Below are 23,668 nucleotides of genomic sequence, written 5' to 3' on the forward strand. Positions count from 1 at the left end.
ATTATTTTGAAGTGTGTATTTTATGCTTAATACGATAAACCATAAAACACGCACTAAAAAGTGAAGCGACCTTCTTTTCTCAATTCCTACGCCAGCATGACCTGGTTCAGGTTCTGTGGGTTCTGCAGTGCAATCTCAGCCTGTACTTTAGTTGCGACGTGCATCTGTATAAATACGGGCTCCCCAATGAGAACGGTTGTTATTGTAATCGTGCAAGTAAGCAGTTGCTAGTAGATTGCACAGGAATGATGAGATCGTACCGTCTACATGAGTGTGAAAGTGCGATAGATGGATGTTTAATCGTACGATTTTTCTGGATTACTTTGCTAGATTATATCGTTATTTCGCTTGGTTAAGTGACCAATCATAACCATAACTTACCGAATTTAATTGGATATCGTGTCCTTTTCGATATTGGTTTAAATGCGTTTGTAGCTCAGATTGATTACCAAAGTCACTGCTGAACCAATCATATATTGATGAAAGTCGTACTTGGTTTCCTGTAATACTCACGCCTTTGCTGCTATTGATGAAATCAGTCGCTGCTTTTTCGAGTTGAGTATTTTTATTTTGCCCATTAAACGCGGTATCCAATAAATTTGGGCAGCCAAAGCTGGCACAATTCACTGCGTAATGAATGCGAGGATCACGCCAGATCGGACGTAAAATCCGATGTTCAATGTCATTGAGGCTTAATTGCTGACCAGCAATGGTGATTAACGTGTCATCCCACGGACCAAAACTAAAGAACCCACCGAGTTTGGTTATGGATTTTACCGGATAATTATCAAGGATCAGCTGGACGGTAAGGCCGTTGTATAAATTCACCCAATAGGCAAATTGTTCATCTTTGCTGTATTGGCGAGGATCTATTCTGGCAAGATCGCGCAGGTATCGATCAAGGTTGTCTTTGTCGTTTGTGGTAACAGCACTGTAGCGGAACAGGGTTTGCTTGGCTTCAGTGACTAAGTATTTATCTAATATCTGTTGCCAACGGGCATGAGAGATTTGAGCTGAATTGGCGTTATTACTGGGTTGCCAATATGCCCATAATTCAGCTTTGGGGGCTGCAAAAGTCAGGGTTGAAAACAGTAATAAGGTGATAGAAATAAGTGAGCGCATTGTCGTTCTCTTCCCTAAGTTCATATAATTAAGTGCGATTTCGCAGAGTCGTTATTGATAAGACCTTGTATAAGAAGATTATATTGCATAAAAATATGAAGTATAAAAAAAGCACTTCGATTAAGAAGTGCTTTTTTGTTATTCATTTTTCATTATAGAAATTAGCTTAGTGTATTTCGAGAAAAATGGTTAAACCAAAAATGCAGGAATTTTAGATTCATACTCTGCAATCTTGTCTGCATGTTGTAGCGTTAAGCCAATGTTATCTAATCCATTTAATAGGCAGTGACGACGGAATTCATCGATCTCAAATGAATAAGTTTTATCATTTGCCGTGACTTGCATCGTTTCAAGATCAACGTTGATCTTGGCACCTTCGTTAGCTTCAACATATTGGAACAGCTCATCAACTTCTTGATCGGTTAGACGAACCGGAACCATTTGATTATTGATTGAGTTGCCGTAAAAAATGTCTGCAAAGCTTGGTGCTATCATCACCTGAATGCCGTAATCAGCCAGTGCCCACGGTGCGTGTTCACGCGATGAACCACAACCGAAGTTTTCACGTGCCAACAAAATACTTGCACCTTGATAGCGGGGTGCATTCATAATGAAGTCGGGGTTTTCTTGTTGTCCAGCATCATCAAGGAAGCGCCAATCATTGAAAAGGTGCTGACCAAAGCCTGTACGAGTCACTTTCTGCAGAAACTGCTTAGGAATGATGGCATCTGTATCAATATTGGCGGTATCAAGTGGAACCACTAATCCTGTGTGTTGTTTAAAACCTGTCATTGTTTGTTCCTTCCTGATTAAGCCGTTGTGTTATCTAAGTCGCGGATATCAACAAAGTGACCAGCACATGCTGCTGCTGCTGCCATCGCAGGGCTGACTAGGTGAGTTCGACCATCACGGCCTTGGCGACCTTCGAAGTTACGGTTACTTGTTGAAGCACAGCGTTCTTTAGGTCCTAAGCGGTCATTATTCATCGCTAGACACATTGAACAACCCGGTAGGCGCCACTCAAAACCTGCTTCAATGAAGATCTTATCTAACCCTTCTTTCTCAGCTTGTGCTTTTACTTGCTCAGATCCTGGAACAACCAATGCCTGAACATTTGCTGCAACTTTACGCCCTTTGGCAATCGCAGCGGCTGCACGCATGTCTTCGATACGCGAGTTGGTGCAAGAACCAATAAAGACTTTATCAATATCGAAATCAGACAATTTCTTGCCTGCTTCTAATCCCATGTAGGCCAGTGCTTTTTCAGCTGATGTTTTATCAACTTGTTCGCTGAAGCTCTCAGGGCTAGGAATTAATTCATCAATAGCAATAACTTGACCTGGGTTTGTGCCCCAAGTGACTTGTGGTTTGATATCTTTAGCTTCTAGCGTAACAACGGCATCAAACTGGGCATCATCATCGGTTTTCAGCGTGTTCCAGTACTCGACGGCAGCATCAAAGTTTGCATCTATCGGTGAGAATTTACGATCTTTAATGTAGTCGTAAGTGGTTTGGTCTGGGGCAATAAGGCCAGCTTTAGCACCTAACTCGATCGCCATGTTACAGACTGTCATACGACCTTCCATCGTTAGATCAGTAATGGCTTCACCACAGAATTCAACCACATAACCTGTACCGCCAGCTGCCGTTGTTTTACCAATGATTGCCAGTACGATATCTTTAGCGGTAATGCCTCTTGCAACTTTACCAACCACTTCGATTTTCATGGTTTTAGCACGTGCTTGCTTCAGTGTTTGCGTTGCAAGTACATGTTCAACTTCTGAGGTACCAATACCGAATGCCAATGAGCCAAATGCACCATGAGTGGCAGTGTGAGAGTCACCACAAACAATGGTCATACCCGGTAAAGTGATGCCTAGCTCTGGTCCCATGACATGCACAATGCCCTGATACTTATGGTTTAGGTCATATAGGGTGACACCAAACTCTTCACAGTTTTTTGCTAGGGTTTCCATCTGGATACGTGCCATTTCACCCGATGCATTAATATCTTTTGTTTGGGTTGAAACGTTATGATCCATGGTTGCGAAGGTCTTACCTATTTGGCGAACCTTGCGACCTTTCTCACGTAAACCATCAAAGGCTTGCGGTGACGTCACTTCGTGTACCAAGTGGCGGTCAATATACAGTATTGGGTTTTCACCTTCTGCAGCTACCGCGACGTGGGCATCGTAGACTTTTTCATACAGTGTTTTTGATGTTCCGGTGTTTGCTGACATTGTTCGATGTTCCTTGTCATTAATACCTGCCGTTTCACTTTTTATATGCGTGTTTAACGGCAGGTACAATTGATATCGAGTACTTAGCGATGACTCTTAAGCTTGACGAATATAAGCTGCGATTTTATCGCCCATTTCGCTAGTACTTAGTGCTGCAGCTTTACCTGCTAGATCAGCGGTTAGTTCGCCTGCTTCTAGCGCTTGAGATACGGCTTGCTCTATAGCGCGTGCGGCTTTTTCTTCGTCAAGGCTGTAACGTAGCATTAACGCTGCTGATAGAATTTGTGCCACAGGGTTAGCAATGTTTTTGCCTGCAATATCTGGTGCTGAGCCACCTGCTGGTTCATACATTCCAAATTTGTCTTGGTTAAGGCTCGCAGAAGGCAGCATGCCCATTGAACCTGTGATCATGGCGCATTCATCAGAGATAATGTCACCAAAGATGTTAGAACACAGCATCACATCAAACTGAGACGGGTCTTTGATCAGCTGCATGGTTGCGTTATCAATGTACATGTGGTTCAGCGTGACTTCTGGGTAGTCTTTAGCCACTTCCTCAACCACTTCGCGCCATAAGATCGAGCTCTGCAGAACGTTCGCTTTATCAATTGAATACACGTTCTTTTCACGCAGCATTGCAGATTCAAAGGCAATGCGTGCAATACGTTCGATTTCGTAACGGTGGTAGATTTCAGTATCGTATGCTTTCTCTTGCGGGCCTTCGCCTTCACGTCCTTTAGGTTGACCAAAGTAGATGCCACCTGTTAGTTCGCGAACAACCACGATATCGAAACCACGTTCAGAAATGTCGGCACGTAGTGGTGAGAAACCTTCTAAGCCACTGTGGATTTGTGCTGGGCGTAGGTTACAAAATAGCTGGAAGTGCTTACGCAGTGGCAATAGCGCACCACGCTCTGGTTGATCGTTAGGTGCTAGGTGTTCCCACTTAGGACCACCGACCGAGCCAAACAGAATTGCATCCGATTCTTCACAGCCTTTCATTGTTGATTCTGGTAATGGACAACCATGGTTATCAATCGCAATACCGCCGACATCGTGCTCAGAACGTTCAAGGGTAAAACCGAACTTTTCTTCAACCGCATCCAATACTTTATGCGCTTGTAGCATGACTTCTGGACCAATACCGTCACCCGGTAAAACGGCAATTTTATATGTACCTGCCATGGTTATACTGTCTCCATTTTTGATTTCTGTTTAATTTCTGCAATTTGTTCTGCGCGGTAAATGCTATTGATTACGTGAAGCAGTGCTTGGCCTGATGCTTCAACGATATCTGTAGCTAAACCGGTACCGTGGTACTTGCAACCTTTATAGTTCGCAATAATGTCTGCTTGGCCTAAGCCGTCTTCGCCTTCACCTTTCGCGGTAAGGTCAAATTTATCTAGCGCAATCTCATAACCGGTTAGGCGGTAGATACATTGGTATAACGCGTCTACAGGACCATTGCCAACAGCGGCTTCACATTTCTCTTCGTCACCACACTGTAATTTAATGCTGGTGGTTGCCATGATGCTGCCAGATTGAACGCTTAGGTAGTTCAACTTAAAGTGGTCATCTTCATCACGTAGATTGGCGAAGTACATCAGTGCTTCTAAGTCGTAATCGAAAACCTGCCCTTTACGATCGGCAAGCTTCAAGAAGTCGGCATACAAGGTATCCAGATTATAATCACCATCGATATAACCCAGTATGTCCATGTGGTTCTTCACTGCGGCACGACCTGAGCGGCTGGTTAGGTTCAACGCTTGATTTTTAAGACCAATCGACTCGGGGGTCATGATCTCGTAGGTGTTCTTATTTTTAATCATGCCATCTTGGTGAATACCAGATGAGTGACTAAAGGCATTCGCACCGACAATTGCTTTGTTAGCCTGAATTGGCATGTTACACAGTTGGCTAACCATTTTACTGGTACGGTGAATTTCTTCGTGCTTGATGTTGGTTTCGACACCCAAGAAATCAGAACGCGTCTTAATGATCATCGCAATTTCTTCTAGTGAACAGTTTCCTGCTCGTTCACCCAAACCATTGATTGTGCCTTCTACCTGACGCGCACCTGCTTGGACTGCTGCCATTGAGTTCGCAACAGACATGCCTAGGTCGTCATGACAGTGTACTGAGATAATGGCTTTATCGATATTCGGAACACGTTCAAATAGTTGCGCGACAATACCGCCAAATTCGTTTGGCAACGTGTAGCCAACAGTGTCTGGAATATTAATGGTACGAGCACCGGCATTGATTGCCGCTTCAACCATACGACACAGGTTATCGATGGGCGTACGGCCTGCATCTTCACAAGAAAATTCAACGTCATCGGTATAGTTACGTGCACGTTTAACGGCGGCAACACCCATTTCGATAACATCATCATAGCTGCGGCGCAGTTTGTCTTGTACGTGGATAGTAGAAGTAGAAATGAAAGTATGGATACGGAAAGCTTCCGCCACTTTTAGTGATTCAGCGGCAACATCAATGTCTTTCGCAACGGCACGAGACAGCGCACATACGCGGCTGTTTTTAATGTGCTTGGCAATGGTTTGCACCGACTCAAAATCACCTGGCGATGAAATAGGGAAGCCGGCTTCGATAACATCAACCCCTAAACGCTCTAACGCATAGGCAATCTGTAGTTTCTCTTTTACCGTTAAGCTAGCGGATAGAGCCTGTTCACCGTCGCGTAGGGTGGTGTCGAAAATAATGACCTGATCTTTCATTGCTACTTCCTTTTTATTGGCCTGCCTGTGTAAGGCTTAGTCTGCATCCGCTTGCGCTGGCTCTGTAATATGCAAAAACCCGCGCAGACTGCGCGGGTTTTTAGATTCTTATGTGGTGTTTCTCACCTATAAGCTACCCGCGCGAATTATTCACGATAAGGAGGAGGCTTAAGAGTAAAGAGAAACGATTTTTCATTTTTTAAATGACTTCCACAAAATTGATTAACAAATGAATACCAAATAGATAGGACGGTCGTCAACCATTAATTGATTATTTATTTGTCGGTTATGATTAATCTTATGATTTTAATATGTTTTTAATTCAGGTTCGACCAGGTGGCTATTTTGACATGGTATTACTTTAATGAATCGGAATCCGAGTTTGATACGAATACCTTATTTTATTGTTTCCATTCTTGTAACAGTTGAGTGATGAAAGTGGTGAGGAATCTTCAGGGTGCAAAGGGAGTCACAGTCATTAATTAATCATTTGATTAAATTGGAGTGAATAAATAAGTGAACGAAATTACAGCTGATCGAGTAAATTATTAATCAAGTGATTAATAAATTCAGGGACGTCATTTTATGGTGTGATATCGACATTATAAACGACTGATGCATTTGAATATCAAAAAGGTAGATAAAAGATTATGGCAGGAAAGGCTGGACGTCCGACGGGAGAATCTGATGCAAGACAGCGCTTGATTCATCAAGCGAGGATACTGTTTGTCGCACTGCCATACAGTAAAGTGTCTACGCGTATGATCGCAACCCGTGCTGATGTTAATGTGGCCCTCATCCGTTATTATTTCGGTAACAAAGCAGGGTTGTTTGAAACCATGCTACGTGAAACTGTTGAGCCTATTCAAAGTCAATTTGCAAAGGTGTTAAACAAGGGAGACATAGAAAGTATTGGTGAATTAATGCGAACTTATTACCGCATTATGGCACCAAACCCGGACCTGCCTAAGTTGATCTCTCGCGCCATGATGATGGAGCCCGGTGCATTGCAGCGGCAAACGATTGAAAATATGTTTAGTAATATTGCAGATTCGGCAACGGAATTGATGTTTAAGCCTATGAAGTTGAAAGGGCAATTGCGAGAAGGTATTAACCCTGATAAAGCCAGAATGACGTTTATTAGCATGATGGTCTTTCCATTTGTAGCACCTCCCGCCATGCTTGAATTGCAAGGTATTAAATTAGATGAAGCGTACTTAATGGAATTAGCAGACCATAATGTAAGAGTATTAACGCAAGGGATCTTAGCTGAAATAGAGGACAGTTCAGCATGAAATTAAACAGGAAGTTACTGTTAGTTCCAGCCATCTTATTTGGCATCATGGTTTTAGTGTTGGCAATAAAGTTGCGTCCATCCCCTTCTGTAAAAGCGGCAGCTAGTCGAGAACGTGCTGTCGATGTTATCCAATTACAACAACAACCAATGGCGCCTTTAGTCAGTGGTTTTGGACGAATAAAGCCTAAAGTTGAATGGCAAGCTATTGCTGAGGTCACCGGAAAAGTAATTTATCGCCACCCTAACCTAGAAAAAGGTCGAGTGATGGATGCGGGAACGGTGATTGTAAAAATTGATCCCCTTGATTATGAATTGACATTAGCACAAGCAGAGGCTGATTTACGTTCTAGCCAAGCGCAATTAGCCAAGCTGATGCAAGAGGAAGTGAACTTAAAATCCACGTTAAAAATTGAAAAAAATCGTTTAGTGATCAGTAAGAAAGAAGTGACCCGTAAAGAGGAGTTACGCCGAAAAGGGCTCACCTCACAATCTGAACTGGATTTAGAAAAGCAATCTTGGTTATCGAATCAAAAAACAGTTCAAGACATTGAAAATCAATTATTTATTTTACCTAATGAACGTAATGTTACGTTAGCTCAGCTATATGTGAATGAGTCACGCGTTGCTGAGGCAAAACGATCATTAGAAAAAACGGTGATCACTTTACCCATTGATGTACGTATATCAAATGTTGATATTGAACAAAATCAAGTGGTTAATCTTCAGCAATCGATGTTAGTCGCATATGGCATTGAGAAGGTCGAAGTGGATGCGCAAGTTGCTCTGCACGATATGCAAGTCTTGGCATCAAGCTTAACCCAATATACAGCCCATGCCGATGGACGCCCGCGGGCAGATCAGCTGGCGCTCACCGCTAGTATTCAATTATCCAGCGGTAGTTTTCAGCAGTTGTGGCCAGCAAAGGTCACTCGCATTAGTGATACCGTGAGTGTTACTCAAGCTACTGTAGGAGTGATTATTGAAGTAAAACAAGACTATAGCGCATTAGTGCCCGAGTCGGCGCCTCCCTTAGTCAATGGCATGTTTGTTGAGGCGAAAATTGAAGGGCAAGCTAACCTTCATTGGGTTATTCCTGAGCGTGCGCTTCATGGCGATAAAATTTATACCGTTGATAATAACGCGCTAAAAATTCAAACGGTGACCGTTTTATTCCGTCGTGATGGCATGGTGGCAGTTGGAGGCGATCTGGTTGATCAGCAGTTGTTGATACTCAATGATTTATTACCAGCGGTATCGGGTATGGCTGTGAAAGTCGTGACACGTAACGGTAAAAAGATCGACCAAAATAACGAAGCATTAGGAGATAAAGCCCAATGATTCGTTATTTTTCGCGCCACCCCACTGCGGCTAATTTATTAATGCTAGCGCTGTTGCTGCTGGGTTTAGTGGCACTGCCGCAAATTAAACGTGAGACATTTCCTGAGTTTTCCCCCGCTTATATTATTGCATCTGTTATTTATCCTGGCGCTTCGCCCCAAGAAGTCGAAGAAAGTATTTGTATGCGAATGGAAGATGCGGTTGATGGCTTATCCAATATCGTGGAAACGCGCTGTGAAGCTGTTGAAGGATCTGCCTCCTTAGTATTGAAATTAACAAATAGTGATGTGGTATCGCGAATGTTAGTGGATGTGCAAACACAGATTAACGCCATTAATGATTTTCCGAATGAAATCGAATCTCCGATCGTACGTGAATTGGATTGGAATGAACCCGTTGTGGATGTGGCGATCAGTGCTGATACCAGCTGGCCACAACTTAAAGCCTATGCCGAAGATCTGAAGCGCAAACTGAAATTGGATTATGGTGTGTCGTTGGTTGCGGTGGGGGGCTTTTCAGATCATCAGATCCGGATTGAACTAAAAGAAGCGGCAATTCGTCAACTCGGATTAAGTGTGGGTGATATTGCCGATCGTTTAGCACGGCAAAACATCAAGTTACCCAGTGGAAACATTGAGTTAGGTGATAAGAATTTATTGATCCGTTTTGATGAGCAAAAGATCACGCCGACCGCTTTGGCCAATACAGTGATTGGTGCTGATAGCGATGGTGGGGTATTACGTCTGGGGGATATTGCCACCCTGACTGATCGTTTCGAACTTGATGAACAAAAGATCTTATTTGATGGTAAGCCATCCGCCATTTTGAAAGTCAGTAAAAACAAAGCCGATGATGCATTGCGCATTAAAGACCGTGTACAGCAATTTGTTGAAGACGAAAGAAAAATAGCACCCACCGGGGTTACCCTGAGTATGACCAACGACTTGTCATCAGTGCTGTGGGATCGGCTTACCATGATGGTACGTAATGGTTGGCAAGGGGTTGTGCTGGTTTTCGCCACTATGTGGTTGTTCTTCACTTTCCGATATTCGTTCTGGGTGGCGGCTGGCTTACCTGTTGCTTTTCTTGGTAGCTTATTTCTGATGGCTGGGCTTGGTTTATCCATCAACATCATGTCTTTAGTCGCTCTACTGATGGCAATCGGGATCATGATGGATGATGCCATCGTGATTGCTGAATCTATCGCGGCGCACCTTGAGCGGGGGCAATCTATCACCAATGCGGTGACAAATGGGGTGAAAAAAGTTTTCCCTGGTGTTTTATCGTCGTATTTAACCACTGTGTGTATTTTCGGTAGCTTATTGTTTCTTGAAGGGGAAATGGGGGCAGTGTTGAAAGTGGTGCCTCAGGTGCTTATTTTGGTGCTTACATTGAGTCTTGTGGAAGCTTTTTTAATTTTACCGCGCCACCTAAGCCATTCGTTACAAAAGCAAAAAGAGAATGAAAAACCAGATATTGCTTTTAAAGTGTGGTTTTTAAATAAGTTTGATTCCTTTCGTAATAATCAGTTAGTTTCTGCGGTTGAAGCTGTGGTGCGTTGGCGTTATTTATTCTTAGGCAGTGTGATTGCGATGCTGTTTATTTCGCTGTCATTATTGGCTGGTGGGGCGCTAAAGTTTGTCGGTTTCCCTGAGCTTGATGGTGATATAGCAGAAGCTAGGGTGATATTGCCACCCGGTTCGTCATTGGCTCAAACTGAGAAGGTCGTACAGACAATTGTTACCGCCGCGGAAAAACTCAATGTGGAATGGAGCGACAAACAAGAGGGCGGCAATACCCTTGTCGAACATATTACCGAGCAATATAATTTTAATCCAGATGCTGATGAGAGCGGCCCACATGTTGCCACCGTACGGCTAGATTTGCGTGGTGCAGAATCTCGAAATACGGTGATCGATGAGTTTGTTGCTGCGTGGCGAGATGAAATAGGCACCATTGCCGATCCTGTTTCTTTGGTGTTTAAGCAACCCGTGATGGGCCCCGGTGGGCGAGCGGTTGAAATTCAGATGCAAAACGATGATCTCACTGAATTGAAAGCTGCCTCTATTGATATTCAGCAATATCTCAGTCAATTTGATGGCGTGTTTGGCATTCTTGATGACATGCGAATGGGCAAGCAAGAGGTGCTGGTAAAACTGCGTCCGGGGGCCGAAAGCTTTGGGGTTGACGGGCAAATGATTGCGAGCCAATTGCGTGCTGCGTATTTTGGTCAAACAGCAGATGAAATCCAAATCGGCCCTGAAAATATTGAGGTCGAAGTACGGTTTGACAAACAGGAAGCCGCGAACTTACAAACCCTGTCAAGTTTTCCAATAATGTTAAGTGATGGAAGCCAAATTCCATTAGCTTCTATATCGATATTAGAATATCAACGAAATTATGTGCGAATTCAGCGGGTAAATGGTTTACGAACCTTGAGTGTCTTTGCTGATTTAGAAAGTAGCAAAGTAAGCTCGACTGAAATTTTAAAAGCGTTTCGTAACGATTTAATGCCTCAGTTAAAACTGAAGTACCCAAATTTACGTTTCAATTTTGAAGGCGAGGCAAAAGATACCGCAGAAACCGGACAATCGATGGGGGTTGGTTTTGCGATGGGGATCTTTGGTGTCTTTGTCATACTGAGCTTTCAGTTCCGAAGTTACCTTGAACCTTTCATCGTGTTGCTAGCCATTCCATTAGCTTTGATAGGGGTGTTGTGGGGGCATTGGTTGTTAGGTCACGCGTTAAGTATGCCAAGTATTATGGGGTTCGTATCATTAGCAGGGGTTGTGGTAAACGATTCAATTTTGCTGGTGCAATACATTCGACATCATGTTGATGATGGTGATTCAGTGCATGATGCAGTCGTAAAAGCCAGCCGAGAACGTTTCAGAGCTGTCTTTTTAACATCGCTGACGACGGCTGCTGGTTTATTACCTCTGCTATTAGAAACGAGCTTACAGGCACAGGTGATACAGCCTTTGGTTATTTCCATTGTGTTTGGTATTTTCACCTCGACCTTGTTGGTACTGTTCATGATACCTGCGGCTTACGCCATTTTAGCTGATTTTGGCTTAGTGAAAAAACATCAAACATTAGTGGTTTAAACCTCACGAAAAAACAATTAAGAAGCGAAGCATGACGAAAGTGATGCTTCGTTTTTTTATGCTAGCTTTTATCGTTAATGCCAATATGGTTAATCCAAAAGTTCGGTATTTAACGCTAACGACTTAATGCCTCGAGAGGATTGTCATTTTCTCTCCTTTGAATCTTCACCCCTTTGTCATATTGATTTTCTAATCTGGGTCATAAGTCTAAAAAACGTACAGCCAGTACGGTAATTAGAACCGTGAACGAAAGGAATACGATCATGACAGTATTAGCGCCTATCCAGCGATTTGATTATGCATTTTCTAGTTTGTGTTTATGTCATCGGTTCAATCAACCAATGGCAAGCTTAAGCCTATTAGTTTCGCGTTCAGGGGATGGGCCTTTGTATGCAATATTTGGTTTATTGGTCTGGATGATAGATCGCACTCATGGTGGACAAGTGTTAGGGATTGGTTTACTAACATTTACGCTTGAATTGCCAATGTATTTATTATTAAAAAATATATTCAAGCGTGACCGTCCCAGTGAGTTACCTAGCTTTATTAGGCCACCAGATAAATACAGTTTACCGTCTGGGCATACCGCAGCTGCGTTTATTATGGCCTCTTTGATATCGTCATATTATCCAGAATGGGCATGGATAGTATGGCCTTGGGCAATAATGATTGGGTTATCTCGGGTATTACTCGGCGTGCATTTTATTTCGGATATTATTGCTGGTGCGTTATTGGGCGTTGTCTGTTTTGATATTGTAAAGGGGGCATTATGAAAATTTTGTATGGTGTGCAGGGCACTGGTAATGGCCATATATCTCGAGCAAGGGAAATGGCTCGCGCGTTTAAACAGCTAGGTGCAGAGGTTGATTTCTACTTTTCAGGACGAGCGTCAGAACACTATTTTGATATGGATTGTTTTGGTCACTACCAGTCATCAGCGGGGCTAACATTTGTTTCAGAAAATGGGCAAGTTGAACGTTGGAAAACAGTAATACAGAGTCAACCAAGTCAATTTTTAAGTGATGTGAAAGGGTGTGATCTTAGGCATTACGATGTAGTTCTCAATGACTTTGAACCGATTACAGCGTGGGCAGCCAAGCAACAAAAAGTCCACAGCATCGGCATTAGCCACCAGTGTGCATTTCTTCATGCCATTCCCAAGGTCAATGAATCTTGGTTTGATCGCGGTGTAACACGTTATTTTGCTCCGACCTCGCAGCAGTTAGGTTTACATTGGCATCATTTTGGGCAGATGATATTACCTCCAATCGTCCCATCAACCACACAGCTGCAGATCACTAATGATGGTAGCGTGTTGGTGTACCTTCCTTTTGAAAATGTGGTGCAAGTACAAGCGCTGTTATCGCGCTTCAACCATGTGAAATTTTATTGTTACCACCCCTGCATTGAGTCAGATTTTGATGATGAAAATATTTGTTTTAGAAGATTAAGCCGAGAAGGCTTTCATCATCGATTGCATCAATGCGCAGGGGTGATTGCTAATGGAGGTTTTGAATTACCTTCAGAAGCTATTGGATTAGGTAAAAAACTATTGCTCAAACCCTTACAAGGGCAATATGAGCAACAGAGTAATGTTGCGATGTTAGAGTTAATGGGATTAGCCCAGTCAATGGATAATCTTACCCCTGCATCATTGCATCGATGGTTAGAGACATATTCTGTCGGGCAAGTCATTTTTCCAGATGTTGCTTTGCACATTGCTCGTTGGGTATTGGAGGGTGAGTGGTATCACTGTGATGAATTATGGAAACACCTCTGGAGGCAAGTGGTTTTTCCTGATGTAGTCAGTGAAAATATGACTGAAAACTACCCACTGACTTGGAATTCTCATTGCTCATTATTAATAACTGACACTTATTAATGAGCGCGGCTGTGATGGATATGATGCTTTTAATTGTGGTTGAATTCGTTAAAACGAGAGAAAACATTGCTTATAAGTATATATTTATATTAATTATAGTTATTTTTGATCTTTTTAGATCGTACTTATCATCATGAATTATATTGGTTTGTATTCTGAATTTAGATTCTTATTCATCGATGGTTACATTTGCATGAGGCTGGGTATTGGTTTCATCAATCTATTTGAATAATACTGTGGGCATCCCTACTGAAGGGAACATATTTGAGAGTAAGTTATTGGCTCTTAAAATTCAGGCAATGGCATTCCTAATGCGCCCCAGTATATTTATTTTAGAGGCAAGACATGACGCGTAGAAGCTCTTCTATTCACCCTACTGATAATTACACGATGGAATCAAATTTAAGAAGTGTTGACCTTAATTTGTTGACTGTTTTTGATGCTGTTATGCAAGAGCAGAATATTACTCGAGCAGCTCATAATCTAGGTATGTCTCAACCTGCCGTCAGTAATGCGGTTGCGCGTCTTAAAGTCATGTTTAACGATGAACTCTTTATTCGTCATGGACGTGGTATTCAGCCAACACAACGTGCAAAGCAATTATTTGGTCCTGTTCGTCAAGCATTGCAATTGGTAAAAAACGAATTACCGTCGTCAATTTTTTCGCCAGAAACATCAACGCGTACTTTTAAGCTGGCGCTATGTAGCCCATCAGATATGCGTTTTGCGCCACGAATTTTCCGTGATGTAACAGAGCAAGCACCGAGCATTCGTATGCAGCTTGAAGCGGAACTCGATGCAGAATTAACACAGAAAATGCGTTACCAAGAAATCGATTTTGTTATTGATTACGTGCGCTTCGATGAACCTGGTTTTTGTAGTACAGAATTATTTAGCGATGAACTTGTGGTGATTGCTGCTGGCAACCACCCACGTATTGGCGACAGTATTTCTGAAGTAGAATTTACATCAGAAATGCATGCAGTATTAAAGTCGATGCCAGGTGTAAAGATGTTTGCAGATCATATCTATAATAAGCAGGTTTCTTGTCAGCAAGCTTACCAAGGCGCTAGCCTAAGCAACATTATGTATGTGGTTGGTCAGTCTGAATTAGTTGCTGTAGCTCCTCGTTGGTTAGCTGAATCAGTTGCAGAAAATCTACAACTTAAAGTGTTGGCTCTACCATTTGAGTCTGCAACAGTAAGTGGTTACTTAAGCTGGCATGAGTCTTCACAAAAAGATAAGGGTCATATTTGGATGCGTGATCAGTTATTAAGTATTTGTGGTGATACGACTGCTTAAGATTGTTCACATCTGAATACATGAAGCCGACGAAAGTCGGCTTTTTTATTTTATTATTAACAGCCGGTCGTAATCACTTTTTCATCTTATTTCTATCTCTACATACCCGCTAAACTTATATGAATAATTAATTTTACGCTGTGTTTTAACATCGGCTTATATTCTTACTTTGTTGCACTTTCTTACACTTGTTTAATTTCTATTAAAAACTCGTATAAAGCCTGTACTGACAAGGGTTACTACTGAGATCAAAACTACATAAAAGATAAAATATATCCCTTTATGGTTGCCTTTTTTTATACCAACTGTAGACTTCAAAACTCAAGTGAGCTTACAAGTGTAAGCTAAAATGGATAGGTAGTTATGGCTGAACACGACTTTCATATAGTAAACCGAATTCGTACCCAAGTTGCTCGTTTAGGCGATAAGGTTGCTTTGCGTCATCAGGCACAGGAACAATGGCAAGATATAACTTGGAATGAGTTTGGTGAGCAGATCCAGCAATTAGCAATTGCAATGCTGGCTCATGGTATGAATGTCCAAGATAAAGTCGCCATTTTCTCTAACAACATGCCCCGTTGGACGGTAACTGACTTTGCCGCGCTTTATAACCGCTGTGTTATTGTTCCTATCTATCCGACGAATACACCTCAGCAAGCAGCGTATGTGCTTAATGATGCCGATGTCCGTATCTTATTTGTTGGTGAACAAGCGCAACTTGATGCCGCGATTGGTATTGCTGAAGGGTGTCCAAATTTAGAGCGTATTATCACTTTATCTGATGATTTGGTGCTACCTGATAATTCTCTAGTATGCAGTTTTAATGATTTCCTTTGTACTGCTACTCCAGAGCTGGAGGCTGAACTTCAGCAGCGTCTTAATGACACCGCGATGGATGACTTGCTGACGCTGATTTATACCTCTGGCACAACAGGTACGCCAAAAGGTGTCATGCTTGATTACGCTAATATTGCCGCTCAGTTAGTCGGACATGATCAGAATCTGTCGTTAGATGAAGGCGATACGTCTTTATGTTTTCTGCCTTTATCGCATGTATTTGAACGAGCATGGACGTTTTATGTTCTGCATCGTGGTGCGATAAACCATTATTTAACTGATACTAATCAGCTGAAAGAAGCATTAGCAGAAGTTAAACCCAATGTGATGGCTGCTGTTCCACGCGTATATGAAAAAATTTACTCGACAGTGCATGACAAAGTATCTCGTGCACCCTTTCACCGTAAATTAGTCTTTACTTGGGCGGTGAATATGGGGGCACGTATGGCTGTATGTCATCAAGAACACCGTCAGCCGTCGAAGTTACTCACCATGAGTCATAATCTTGCCAATAAGGTAGTGCTGTCAAAATTACGCGATATTCTGGGTGGGAACATCAAATTCATGCCATGTGGTGGTGCTAAACTTGATGAAAGCATTGGGCGATTTTTCCATGCTATCGGGATTAACGTGAAACTTGGTTACGGTATGACCGAGACAACGGCAACCGTATCGTGCTGGGATGATCAGTGTTTTAATCCTGATTCAATTGGCATGGCTATGCCTGGTGCTGAAATTAAGATCGGCGAAAATAATGAAATACTCGTGCGTGGCCCGATGGTGATGCGCGGCTATTATAATATGCCAGAAGAAACGGCGAAGAACTTCACTGAAGATGGTTTTCTTAAAACCGGTGATGCGGGTCATTTTGATGAGCAAGGCAACTTATTTATTACCGATCGCATTAAAGAGTTGATGAAAACTTCTGGTGGTAAATATATTGCACCACAAGTGATTGAAGGTGCCATTGGTAAAGATCATTTCATTGAACAAATCGCTGTTATTGCTGATACCCGAAAATTTGTATCGGCCCTGATTGTCCCTTGTTTTGATACGCTGGAAGAGCATGCTCGAGAACTGAATATCAAATATCACGATCGTCTTGAATTGGTTAAAAATAGCCAAATTGTTGAGCTAATTGAAAAACGTGTTGTTGAGTTACAAAAAGATTTAGCACGATTTGAGCAAGTGAAAAAAATCACCTTGCTGCCTAAGGCTTTCTCAATGGATAAAGGTGAACTTACACCCACGCAAAAATTGCGTCGTAAAGTGATTCATGATCGCTACCATCAAGAAATTGAGCGAATGTACGAAGAGAGCCATCGAAAAGCCAAAAAATAAACGCCGTTATTTATTTACATAAAGGAGCCGAATGGCTCCTTTGTTGTATCTGGACTGAGGTATTGTTGCTGAATAAGCAGACACATCATCATATTACCTATTTATGCCAATTTTTTATTCCCCTATACAACCTTTCTAAAAGCGTTATTCACTAAATTTATAATCAATGACAGTTTATAGGATCTGTTTTTATCGCATGGGTTGAAATGAATACAGTGAAATTAACTAACTTATAGAGCAATGATGTGAAGTCACTTTCCCCGATAGACTTAATTGCTAAAAAAGCGTTACAGTTGTTGCGGGTAACGACAACTTGTTATTGATAGTGGTCGTTCGCATAGAATGAAAAAATGATGATTTCAACTTAGGCTAAAAATAAGCCCTAACTATGTTATATCAGCCCGTATAGCTAATTACTTACACCATAGACAGCCTTAACGTACGATTACCGTCACAACGTTTCTCAATTGAATGTGTTGTCGCAACGTAAATAGTAAAAGAGTGTTTAGAGAATAATTAGCTATACGGGAGGGTGTAATCAACCTGGAGACAGAATATGGAAATGTTGTCTGGCGCAGACATGATTGTTCGTTCAATGATCGATCAAGGCGTAAAGCATATCTTCGGATACCCTGGTGGTTCAGTACTCGATATTTACGATGCTCTGCATGAGAAGAGTGATATCGAACATGTACTCGTCCGCCATGAGCAAGCCGCTGTACACATGGCTGATGGTTATGCACGTGCTACAGGTGATGTGGGTGTCGTACTTGTTACATCTGGCCCTGGTGCGACGAATGCAATCACGGGTATTGCGACGGCCTACATGGATTCTATCCCTATGGTTGTTTTTTCTGGTCAGGTTATGAGTAATTTGATTGGTAATGATGCCTTCCAAGAGTGTGACATGGTGGGTATTTCTCGCCCTGTTGTTAAGCACAGCTTCTTAGTTAAAAAAGCTGAAGATATCCCTGAGATTATCAAAAAAGCTTTTTATATCGCCTCTAGCGGCCGCCCTGGTCCTGTTGTTATCGATATTCCTAAAGATATGCTGAATCCAGCTGAAACCTTCCCTTATCAATACCCAGAATCGATTGCAATGCGTTCGTATAATCCAACAACGCAAGGGCACAAAGGTCAGATTAAACGTGGTCTAAAAGCATTACTATCTGCGAAGAAACCTGTTCTGTACGTCGGTGGTGGTGCTGTTATCTCTGAGTGTGAACAACAAATCTTAAAATTAGCTGAATCGTTGAATCTTCCGGTGGTTAATACATTAATGGGGTTGGGTGCATTCCCAGGCACACATAAAAATTGTCTTGGTATGTTAGGCATGCACGGCACATATGAAGCTAATATGGCGATGCATAATGCAGATTTGATCTTTGGTATTGGTGTTCGTTTTGATGATCGAACAACGAACAATGTTGAAAAATATTGTCCTAATGCCACGATCATGCACATCGATATCGACCCATCTTCTATCTCAAAAACAATTGCGGTGGATATCCCAATTGTTGGTTCTGCTGAAACGGTTCTAAATTGCATGCTAAAAATGCTCGATGAGCAAGAGAGCAGTAATGATCAAGAGGCAATTGCAGGTTGGTGGGCTGATCTGGAATCATGGCGCTCACGTAAGTGTTTAAGCTATGAGACTAATAATGAGCGTATTAAGCCTCAACAGGTCATCGAATCGCTTTATAAGCTAACCAATGGTGACGCTTACGTTGCTTCTGATGTTGGTCAGCACCAGATGTTTGCTGCATTGTATTATCCTTTTGATAAACCACGTCGTTGGATTAATTCAGGCGGTCTTGGCACCATGGGATTTGGTCTTCCTGCTGCCATGGGGGTAAAATTTGCCTTACCTGATGCAGAGGTCGTTTGTGTGACTGGTGACGGCAGTATTCAAATGAATATTCAAGAGTTATCAACGGCACTTCAGTACGATATTCCGGTTAAAATTATCAACCTAAATAACCGCTTCCTTGGTATGGTGAAGCAGTGGCAAGATATGATTTATCAAGGTCGCCACTCACATTCGTACATGGATTCAGTGCCTGATTTTGCAGCAATCGCCGAAGCTTATGGACATGTTGGTGTACGTATTTCAGATCCAGCAAAACTGGATAGCGAGCTGGAAAAAGCGCTAGCCATGAAAGATAAGTTGGTGTTTGTTGATATTAGTATTGATGAAACCGAGCATGTATACCCAATGTTGATCCGTGGTGGTTCAATGAGCGAAATGTGGTTAAGCAAAACGGAGAGAACATAATGCGCAGAATTATATCGGTATTACTAGAAAATGAACCCGGCGCACTTTCTCGAGTTGTCGGCCTGTTCTCTCAGCGCGGCTATAACATTGAAACACTGACTGTTGCGCCGACAGACGATTCAACATTATCACGTTTAAACATTACGACTCATGTTGAAGATGATGCTGTTTATGAACAAATTGAGAAGCAATTACATAAGCTCATTGATATTTTGAAAGTGAGTAATGTCACCGAAGCTGAACATTTAGAGCGAGAGCTAATGTTAGTTAAGGTGAAAGCGAGTGGCTTTGCCCGTGCTGAAGTGAAACGTACTGCAGATATCTTTCGAGGTCAAATCGTTGATGTTACAAGCCAGATTTACACGATTCAACTTGCAGGTACGAGTGAAAAGTTAGATGCATTCATTGCTGCGGTAAGCGAGGCTACAGATATTGTTGAAGTCGCACGGAGTGGTGTTGTCGGTCTTGCTCGTGGAGAGCGCGCACTAAAAGCGTAACATTAAATAAGGCATACTAAATAAGCTCGATGTAGGTAAATCCTATATCGGGCTTATTTTTTGCCTGTCATTAATCGCCATCAGGGAGAGTAAGTTTCTATCGTTAATAAATAGTGATACTGATACAAACAGTGCTCAAAGTACGCCTATTAGACTAAAGTCTAATAGTGACTCTGTATTGGTTAAATCTTGATACTCAATGTCTATAGCTATGTATGGAATGCAGAGAAGTTAGTGGAAAGGATTCTTGCTTATAGAGGAGGATTGATAATGGTAAACAAATTTCTAGTGCGATTTATGAGCCTGTGTTTATTGATACTTGGGTTTAAGGTGAGTGCTATTTACTTTCTACTCGCGGTACTTTTATTGAATACGCATCATAAGGAAATGTTTGGCTGGTAGCTTATGTAATGTATGTGACGGTGATGAGTTCGGTTGCAGAACGCTCGATCATGGAGATCGAGCTTTTTCTATCGGTATTAGCTAAATGGCAATCGATATGATTAGATGTATGCCTTAATGATTTCGACCGCTCGCTTAAAATGATTATTAAGTAAATCGAGAGCCCGTTGTGTATCTCGCCCTAGCACAGCTTTCATCATTGCGTCATGTTCACCATTATCATGATAACGTTCTTCATAGTGGCGGTTGCGGCTTACCCAAACGTGACGGTAACGTTCAATCTGCTCATAAACTTCACGATATAGTTCCAGCATTACCGGTGATTGGCTACCCGCAAGTAAAGCGAGGTGAAATTCGCTGTGTCGATCTTCCCACTCCGTAAAATCAACGTCTGATGCCGCAGGATTTATTTTGCTTAACTTGTGATAGGTCGTGAGAATATTGAGTTCCCACGCCTCGTCGCCATTGATGATTGCTCGTTCTAATAATACGCGAGATAAAATCAGGTTAGTCTCAAACAGATCTTCAAGTTCATCTACCGAAATTGGTGCAACCCAGCAGCCTTTTTGAGGGGCGAATTTGACGTATTTTTTCCATGATAATTGAACCAGCGCTTCGCGAATGGGTGAGGCTCCGACGTTATAGCGTGTTTTTAAGTCGGCAACGACAAGCTTTTGGCCCGGAGAAAGCTCTCCAAGCAGAATATCTTGTCGTATAACTTCCATAATCTTATTAGTCAAAGTAGGGCTAGACACTAAATTCCTCTCATTTTTATTGTTATTCCCTAATGCTAAGTATGAGCTTTCATTTGCATAGGATATTTCGATGAATATTAGTCAGCAAGAAAGTATTACTTATTAGGCTAGTCGCTCTGATGGAAATTGTAATACCAGCGAGTGACAATTTATACCCTAGGAGTATCTACTTGTTATTAAGTATACGATTTATGAGGTTAGGGTGCGATATAGAAAAGATGAATTTGTGAGTAAATGCGGATAGAGAGGATAGAAAAAAGTGTGAGTATTCGATTCGTTATAAGTATTCAGATACAAAAATGGGAGCCGAAGCTCCCATTTTAAAACTCAGTATACGACTTAAAGTACGTGTACAGAAGCTGTGTTAGTTGTACCAGAAGGAACTAGTGCGCCAGATACCATAACAACGATATCGCCTTTAGCGCCAAGACCAGTTTCTAGCGCGATTTCTTTACCGCGAGTGTAGAATGCATCAGTGCTGTCGATAGCATCAACAACGATAGGTGTAACACCTTTCGTTAGACAAAGCTGAGCAGCTGTTTTCTGGTTTGTTGTAATTGCAATGATTTTTGCAGTTGGGAAGTACTTACGTACAGAGCGTGCAGATTTACCAGCTTCAGTCGCAACAACAATTAGAGGAGCATTTAGCTTCTCTGAAGTGTCTACTGCGCCTTTACATACCGCTTCAGTAATACGTAGACGAGAGCTGTCTAGACGAGAACCTAATTCTGCTTTTAACGCTGAATCTGTACGGTTACAGATTTGAGCCATGATAGTTACAGCTTCAATTGGGTATTTACCCTTAGCTGATTCACCTGAAAGCATTACTGCATCAGTACCATCCATGATTGCGTTAGCAACGTCACCCGCTTCTGCGCGAGTTGGACGTGGGTTCTTAATCATTGAATCAAGCATTTGAGTTGCAGTGATAACAACTTTACGTGCGCGATTACATTTCTCGATCATCATCTTCTGAGCAAAGATAACTTCTTCTACTGGGATTTCAACACCAAGGTCGCCACGAGCAACCATGATACCGTCAGAAGCTTCTAGGATAGAGTCAAAGTTATCAACGCCTTCCTGGTTTTCGATTTTAGAGATGATTTGAATCTTCTCGCCACCGTTAGCAGTAAGTAGAGCACGGATTTCTTTAACATCTTCTTCTTTACGAATGAAAGATGCAGCAACGAAATCAACGCCTTGCTCACAACCGAATACTAAGTCTGCTTTATCTTTTTCAGAAAGAGCAGGAAGCTTTACAGAAACGCCTGGTAGGTTAACACCTTTGTTTTCACCAAGGTCACCGTTGTTAAGTACTTTACACTTAACTTCAGTTTCAGTTGTTTCTAGTACTTCCATTTCGATAAGACCATCATCAACAAGGATGATGTTACCTTTAGTAAGGTCTTTAGCGAAACCTGGGTAAGTTACTGCAACGCGGTCTTGGTTACCAACAACTGTAATATCAGTTGTGAATGTGAATTCTTGACCAGCAACTAGAGCGAAATCTTCGCCATTTTCTAGTTTGATAGTACGAATTTCAGGACCTTTAGTATCTAGCAAAATTGCTAGAGGCTGAGCAGATGCAGCCATTACTTCACGTAGGTTTTCGATACGTTGACCGTGTTCTTCGAAGTTACCGTGAGAGAAGTTTAAACGCATTACGTTCATACCAGCGTTAGCTAGTTTAGTCAGCATTTCTACAGATTCAGTTTTTGGTCCAATCGTACATACGATCTTGGTCTTTTTCATTGAGGACAGTCTCCAGACAATCTTTACCCAAGGGAAATTTAATCACAGTGTTATACCTGAAAGCGAGGCATCAATAATGTTGAATAATGACCTCAAGTTGAGAGGCTAATCACAAAACTGCGACTTGCTGGCTTTCGACTGCGATGATAATACAAAATTTTTACAAAAATATTGCCTTATGAAAGTAAGTTATTCACTTTCATAAGGCATCTCTGTTGATCATAAATTGTAATCTTCTCTCTATACTGTTTCACTTATTGCCTTTATGCTCATAAAGTCAAGTGATAAACAAGTCGCTAGTATAGCAGATTTACTATCAGTTATCACCTTGTGATAACTGTCATGCTTTTTGTGTGAATACTTAAAGCAATGTAGGGCAATTATGTATGTTATCAGGAATAAAGTTTTGTCATTCGTCAATTGTTGAGCGGTTTTTCTCTATTTTATGACAAACCGCCTTCCTTATTTCGTTACAACGCTGCATTTTTTCGTCATTAAAATTGTTATTAAGACTCAGGGTATCGAAATATTGTTACATATCGATGATTAGTATGCTGCTGGGGAATACCGTTTTATCGGTTAAATGGCATGGAGAATTGCGAGAGGCTGAAAGCGATTAGCACTAGAACAAAAAAAGCCTGACGAATTTCTTCATCAGGCTTTTAGAATTTGGTGGCCCCTGTCTGACTTGAACAGACGACCAAGCGATTATGAGTCGCCTGCTCTAACCACTGAGCTAAGGGGCCAGTGTGCGAGAGATTATAGGGGATGCTTTCGAGCTTG

The 23,668-nt window shown here is 41.9% G+C and carries 16 protein-coding genes, 1 tRNA gene and 1 riboswitch; of the genes, 9 read left to right on the forward strand and 8 right to left on the reverse strand.

Annotated elements, in window-relative coordinates; all coding sequences use genetic code 11:
• Positions 1-66: 66 nt before the first annotated feature.
• A riboswitch (TPP riboswitch) is annotated at positions 67-196 on the reverse strand.
• Positions 197-339: 143 nt separating this feature from the next.
• The 5 genes from C9J48_RS20075 to leuA form a co-directional block, all read right to left on the reverse strand.
• Positions 340-1,122 (reverse strand): DUF547 domain-containing protein, encoded by a 783-nt coding sequence (locus C9J48_RS20075; RefSeq protein ID WP_006228372.1) that lies wholly within the window; start codon positions 1,120-1,122, stop codon positions 340-342.
• A gap of 189 nt (positions 1,123-1,311) precedes the next feature.
• The gene (leuD, locus tag C9J48_RS20080; RefSeq protein ID WP_006228371.1) at positions 1,312-1,914 is read right to left on the reverse strand and encodes a 3-isopropylmalate dehydratase small subunit; all 603 of its coding nucleotides are present in this window, start codon (positions 1,912-1,914) and stop codon (positions 1,312-1,314) included.
• 17 nt (positions 1,915-1,931) lie between these two features.
• The gene (gene leuC, locus C9J48_RS20085; protein WP_006228370.1) at positions 1,932-3,362 is read right to left on the reverse strand and encodes a 3-isopropylmalate dehydratase large subunit; all 1,431 of its coding nucleotides are present in this window, start codon (positions 3,360-3,362) and stop codon (positions 1,932-1,934) included.
• Positions 3,363-3,458: 96 nt separating this feature from the next.
• Positions 3,459-4,547: a 3-isopropylmalate dehydrogenase gene (gene leuB, locus C9J48_RS20090; protein WP_006228369.1), complete on the reverse strand. Its 1,089-nt coding sequence runs from the start codon at positions 4,545-4,547 to the stop codon at positions 3,459-3,461.
• A gap of 2 nt (positions 4,548-4,549) precedes the next feature.
• Entirely contained in the window at positions 4,550-6,100 is a 1,551-nt protein-coding gene (gene leuA / locus C9J48_RS20095) for a 2-isopropylmalate synthase (protein WP_006228368.1), read from the reverse strand.
• 650 nt (positions 6,101-6,750) lie between these two features.
• Here leuA and C9J48_RS20100 point away from each other — a divergent pair.
• The 9 genes from C9J48_RS20100 (at position 6,751) to ilvN (ending at position 19,976) form a co-directional block, all read left to right on the forward strand.
• Positions 6,751-7,395 (forward strand): TetR/AcrR family transcriptional regulator, encoded by a 645-nt coding sequence (locus tag C9J48_RS20100; protein ID WP_006228367.1) that lies wholly within the window; start codon positions 6,751-6,753, stop codon positions 7,393-7,395.
• Entirely contained in the window at positions 7,392-8,735 is a 1,344-nt protein-coding gene (locus tag C9J48_RS20105; RefSeq protein WP_006228366.1) for an efflux RND transporter periplasmic adaptor subunit, read from the forward strand. Before C9J48_RS20100 ends, C9J48_RS20105 begins: the two co-directional genes overlap by 4 nt.
• Positions 8,732-11,842: an efflux RND transporter permease subunit gene (locus tag C9J48_RS20110; RefSeq protein WP_006228365.1), complete on the forward strand. Its 3,111-nt coding sequence runs from the start codon at positions 8,732-8,734 to the stop codon at positions 11,840-11,842. The genes C9J48_RS20105 and C9J48_RS20110 overlap by 4 nt, the downstream gene beginning before the upstream one ends.
• A gap of 263 nt (positions 11,843-12,105) precedes the next feature.
• Entirely contained in the window at positions 12,106-12,615 is a 510-nt protein-coding gene (locus tag C9J48_RS20115; protein ID WP_006228364.1) for a phosphatase PAP2 family protein, read from the forward strand.
• Positions 12,612-13,724, forward strand: coding sequence for an MJ1255/VC2487 family glycosyltransferase (locus C9J48_RS20120; RefSeq protein WP_006228363.1), 1,113 nt, complete (start codon positions 12,612-12,614; stop codon positions 13,722-13,724). The genes C9J48_RS20115 and C9J48_RS20120 overlap by 4 nt, the downstream gene beginning before the upstream one ends.
• 345 nt (positions 13,725-14,069) lie before the next feature.
• A complete protein-coding gene (gene leuO, locus C9J48_RS20125; protein WP_006228362.1) occupies positions 14,070-15,026 on the forward strand; it encodes a transcriptional regulator LeuO in 957 nt (318 codons plus the stop codon).
• A 363-nt stretch (positions 15,027-15,389) separates the two neighbouring features.
• Entirely contained in the window at positions 15,390-17,204 is a 1,815-nt protein-coding gene (locus C9J48_RS20130) for an AMP-dependent synthetase/ligase (protein ID WP_006228361.1), read from the forward strand.
• Positions 17,205-17,760: 556 nt separating this feature from the next.
• Positions 17,761-19,479, forward strand: a complete 1,719-nt coding sequence (locus tag C9J48_RS20135) for an acetolactate synthase 3 large subunit (RefSeq protein ID WP_006228360.1) — start codon at positions 17,761-17,763, stop codon at positions 19,477-19,479.
• Positions 19,479-19,976: an acetolactate synthase small subunit gene (gene ilvN, locus C9J48_RS20140; protein ID WP_006228359.1), complete on the forward strand. Its 498-nt coding sequence runs from the start codon at positions 19,479-19,481 to the stop codon at positions 19,974-19,976. The genes C9J48_RS20135 and ilvN overlap by 1 nt, the downstream gene beginning before the upstream one ends.
• A gap of 503 nt (positions 19,977-20,479) precedes the next feature.
• Here the strand turns inward: ilvN and C9J48_RS20145 are convergent.
• The 3 genes from C9J48_RS20145 to C9J48_RS20155 all read right to left on the reverse strand — a co-directional run bounded on the left by C9J48_RS20145 (position 20,480) and on the right by C9J48_RS20155 (position 23,631).
• The gene (locus tag C9J48_RS20145) at positions 20,480-21,103 is read right to left on the reverse strand and encodes an FCD domain-containing protein (protein ID WP_006228357.1); all 624 of its coding nucleotides are present in this window, start codon (positions 21,101-21,103) and stop codon (positions 20,480-20,482) included.
• Positions 21,104-21,472: 369 nt separating this feature from the next.
• A complete protein-coding gene (gene pykF, locus C9J48_RS20150) occupies positions 21,473-22,885 on the reverse strand; it encodes a pyruvate kinase PykF (protein WP_006228356.1) in 1,413 nt (470 codons plus the stop codon).
• Positions 22,886-23,555: 670 nt separating this feature from the next.
• Positions 23,556-23,631 (reverse strand) — tRNA-Ile (locus C9J48_RS20155).
• Positions 23,632-23,668: the final 37 nt, after the last annotated feature.

Origin of the sequence: Photobacterium profundum (assembly GCF_003026285.1) — a bacterium.
GTDB classification, from domain to species: Bacteria; Pseudomonadota; Gammaproteobacteria; order Enterobacterales; family Vibrionaceae; genus Photobacterium; species Photobacterium profundum.